We start from the raw sequence: 3,525 nt of genomic DNA, 5'->3' as shown, positions 1-3,525 counted from the left end.
CTTTAATACCATTAAATGCACCTGCTTTTTCTAATTCTTCTATCGAAGCATTCCCGAGAACAGTCAGTTTTGAGGCACCAAAGTTTAACTGTACATCGTTGACCGTTTCGATATCCCGTATGTTCTTTTCAAACTTGGCAGCACAATTTGTACAAGATAGTCCCTGCAATCTGTATACATTTTTGTCTTCACTCATTTGTTCCAACCTTCTTTCGAATGATCAAGTGCAATACGAACCAACTGTAGGACGTGATTGTCGACAACTGAATAAAAAACGAGTTTTCCTTCTTTTCGATATTTAGCTAATCCCATATCACGTAAATAGCGTAAATGATGAGAGGCAGTAGCTGTCGAAGTTCCAATAATATTTGCCACGTCGCAAACACACAGTTCTTTTTCAATGGTCAATGCATAAGTGATTTTTAATCTTGTTGCATCAGAAAGTGCTTTAAATATTAACTCGACATTGTTGATTTCTTCAATTCTAGGTTTAACTCGCTTTATTACATCTGTATCAAAACAAGTCGTTTCACATATATCTTTTGGACTTGTTTTCACTAATTTAGTCATTATACTCACCTCATTCAAATATCTGTTTGATTGTTATTGTTAGTGTATGCAAGGGACAGTAAATTGTCAATAATGATATTCAAATGTTTGTTTGAATATGGAAGTTTTCTTGTTACAATCATGGAAAGAGACATTAGGAGGATTTAGAGTTGAAAAAATTAATCATCTTAACATTATTATTTCTTTTTATATTTAGTCCTTCTGCATTGGGACATTCTGGACTTTCAAGTTCTACCCCTGCAAATGGAGAGGTCGTAAAAGAAGAATTATCAAGCATAACCTTACTGTTCAACACAACGGTTGAGAATACAAGTATTCTTAAAGTTATCAATGAAGATGGGGTAGTGGTACATATTGAAGAACTCTTAATAAAACAGAATGAAATGATCGGTAGGTTTTCGGAACCCTTAGAAGAAGGAGAGTTCACTGTTAACTGGAAAATAGTCGGGGCAGATGGGCACCCAATTGAAAATACCTTCTCATTTAGAGTGGAACTCCCGAAGGAAACAGATTCTGAAGTTCCCATTCAACAGAGCCCTGAAGAGATTATTTCTCCACCTAGTGACATTAATGATCAAAAAGTAGTTAAAGAGGCGAAAGACTCAAATAACATAATGATTAGCGTAGCTTTGTTATTGGTATTGATAGCTATTGGCACAACTTTTTGGTTGTTGAGAAAGGAAGAAAGTAAATGATTTTGATTTATTTATCTGAGACGCTATTATATTTGTGTTTCTCACTCATAACGGGTTCACTCATCTTGTCACTTATACCCGGAAGTAGAAAACCGGAAATAACCATTCGTAAACGATGGATTCAGATTTCTATTTTAGGAATTGTGATCTTTTCCCTCTTTCCGGTAATACGACTCGTACTCTTTCTTTACGAGGACATTGGGTTATGGGTAACCATACAAAATGTAATTTCTACCTTTGAAGTCGGGCAAGCATGGTCATTTACGCTGTTTGTATCAATTGCATTTTATCTGTATGTCTCGATCTTCTCGATTTTCACTAAAAAAATTCACACGGTCATTTCATTGTCCTTCACCTTTGTTCTTCTCTTAGCGTTGGGATGGGCGAGTCATTCAGCCTCTCTGAACGAGTGGAGTGGATTTGTAGCGCATTGCATCCATTTCCTAGCGGTAACAATTTGGGTCGGCATATTGATAGTAGTCAGCTGGTTTTCGGTGAATTCTGCAAACTGGTTAACGTTTTTAAAATGGTTTACGCCGGTAGCCATAAGCTGCTTATTGGTAGTAGCTGCGTCAGGGTACTTTCTGATGACTTTAGTTATTGATTTGAACAATTATGCAGATACTTGGATTCTCCCATATGGACAATCTTTGCTTATTAAGCACTTAATACTTATTCCCATTATCTTTTTTGCAATTATCAACGGAATTTGGATGAAGCGAAAAATTCAAAAGGACTCAACTATTAATCCACGTAATTGGGTTAAGGCGGAGAGTTTTACTCTACTATTAATTTTCTCGTCGACAGCTGTCCTTGCACAACAAGAAGCACCACATGACATTGACTCAGTAGCTGCCAGTAATGGAATGGCGAGATTATTTAGTACAGTTTACTCCGAATCCATTTCTTTACCCATCGATGCTTCCATGGATTTAAACTTGTTAGGCATACTCTTTTTTGGACTATCCATTTGTTTCTTATGCCTTGCTTGGGTTGCGACGGTGATTTTCATTGAAAATTGTAAATGTTTATAAGAAAGMAAACCGAGGAAAAACTGCAAAGACAGTATATTCTCKGTTTTTCTATAGGCAATGTTTAGTTCAAACTTAATAGMAATTTCATTCCTAACCTGGATCCAGAAATGAAACAATTCGCAAAATTAATGGAAGGTAATAAAATAGAAAACTTGAAAAAAGCAGTTCATCAAAAAAGTGTTGGTCGTAATTTTGGAGATATCCCTCAAATACGCATAAGCCCGTTCTTTTATTGAACGGGTTTAATACATGTAAAGGTGTGATTTTAATGAAGAAGGCAATATTTTTGGATCGAGACGGAGTTATTAATGAAGTGCTAACGGATAGAGTTAAATTTGTAAATAAGCCACATGAGCTATACTTCTTACCTGGTGTTCCAGAAGCAATTAAAAAATTGAATCCTTTCTTTGATTTCATATTTGTAGTAACTAATCAAGGCGGTGTTGGATTGGGATTCATGAAGGAAACTGAGCTAAATAAAATACATGACCATATGATTTCTGAATTAAAGAAGGAAGGGGCAGTTATTCATGACGTGGCTTATTGTCCCCATAAACCAAAATCGGGCTGTGCCTGTCGCAAGCCAAATAGCAAATTAATTATAGATCTTAGTAAAAAATATGATATTGATTTATTACAATCCTACATGGTGGGAGACACCGATACAGATATTATTGCAGGGAAAAAGGCAGGGACAAAGGGAGTATTCTTGGGTAAGAGTGATCCGCTTGCAGATGCTGTTTTCCCGGACTTAATAAGTGCTGTGGATTGGATTATAGAAGATGCTACTGCGAAGTAAAGCATGCTTGTTTGACGCTTTAAGAAGATAGTGTCCGCTTTAGGCAACTTTTTGTTCTTCAATTCGGTATCAAACATTGTGTAGCAGATTTAGGTGTTTTCGGGATGTTAGGTGAATTTCATGAGGATATGAAAATTGAAGATTACGAATGGATACATGTTAAAGGAACACTTTCGTCCGTCTATTATCAGCCTTTTATATCCACAATCCCTGTGTTAACTGTAAAAGGATGAAAAAAACAAAAGAACCGAAAGACCCATATTTATAGAACATATTAATTTTTTGTGAAAAGAAACGTAAAAATAGCTACTTATAACGTTTCCATTACCACTTGGTAATAAAACAGACGAAAAGGGTGGACTTTTCAGATTATTACGTCGTTATGATAAATACGGATGGAACAATAAATCAAGATAAGATAGATGAG

5 protein-coding genes and 1 pseudogene are annotated in these 3,525 nt (G+C 35.8%); 4 read left to right on the top strand and 2 right to left on the bottom strand.

Annotation, left to right across the window (positions count from 1 at the left end):
- Both AC1DSL_RS17260 and AC1DSL_RS17255 read right to left on the bottom strand, forming a co-directional pair.
- A partial coding sequence (locus tag AC1DSL_RS17260; RefSeq protein WP_477533163.1) for a heavy-metal-associated domain-containing protein occupies positions 1–196 on the bottom strand: 196 nt, incomplete at its 3' end.
- A complete protein-coding gene (locus AC1DSL_RS17255) occupies positions 193–570 on the bottom strand; it encodes an ArsR/SmtB family transcription factor (RefSeq protein WP_016427019.1) in 378 nt (125 codons plus the stop codon). The genes AC1DSL_RS17255 and AC1DSL_RS17260, both read right to left, overlap by 4 nt.
- 149 nt (positions 571–719) lie before the next feature.
- Here AC1DSL_RS17255 and AC1DSL_RS17250 point away from each other — a divergent pair, with 149 nt between their 5' ends.
- The 4 genes and pseudogenes from AC1DSL_RS17250 to AC1DSL_RS17235 form a co-directional block, all read left to right on the top strand.
- Positions 720–1,265, top strand: a complete 546-nt coding sequence (locus tag AC1DSL_RS17250; protein ID WP_477533162.1) for a copper resistance CopC family protein — start codon at positions 720–722, stop codon at positions 1,263–1,265.
- Entirely contained in the window at positions 1,262–2,299 is a 1,038-nt protein-coding gene (locus AC1DSL_RS17245) for a copper resistance D family protein (protein WP_477533161.1), read from the top strand. The genes AC1DSL_RS17250 and AC1DSL_RS17245 overlap by 4 nt, the downstream gene beginning before the upstream one ends.
- A gap of 268 nt (positions 2,300–2,567) precedes the next feature.
- Positions 2,568–3,098 (top strand): D-glycero-alpha-D-manno-heptose-1,7-bisphosphate 7-phosphatase, encoded by a 531-nt coding sequence (locus tag AC1DSL_RS17240; protein WP_477533160.1) that lies wholly within the window; start codon positions 2,568–2,570, stop codon positions 3,096–3,098.
- Positions 3,099–3,139: 41 nt separating this feature from the next.
- Positions 3,140–3,366 (top strand): annotated as a pseudogene (locus tag AC1DSL_RS17235) (TIGR03943 family putative permease subunit); the annotation flags it as partial.
- Between the last annotated feature and the right edge of the window lie 159 nt (positions 3,367–3,525).

The organism is Paenisporosarcina sp. P4_D4, assembly GCF_056401835.1.
This window is presented reverse-complemented; position numbering and strand designations above follow the sequence as displayed.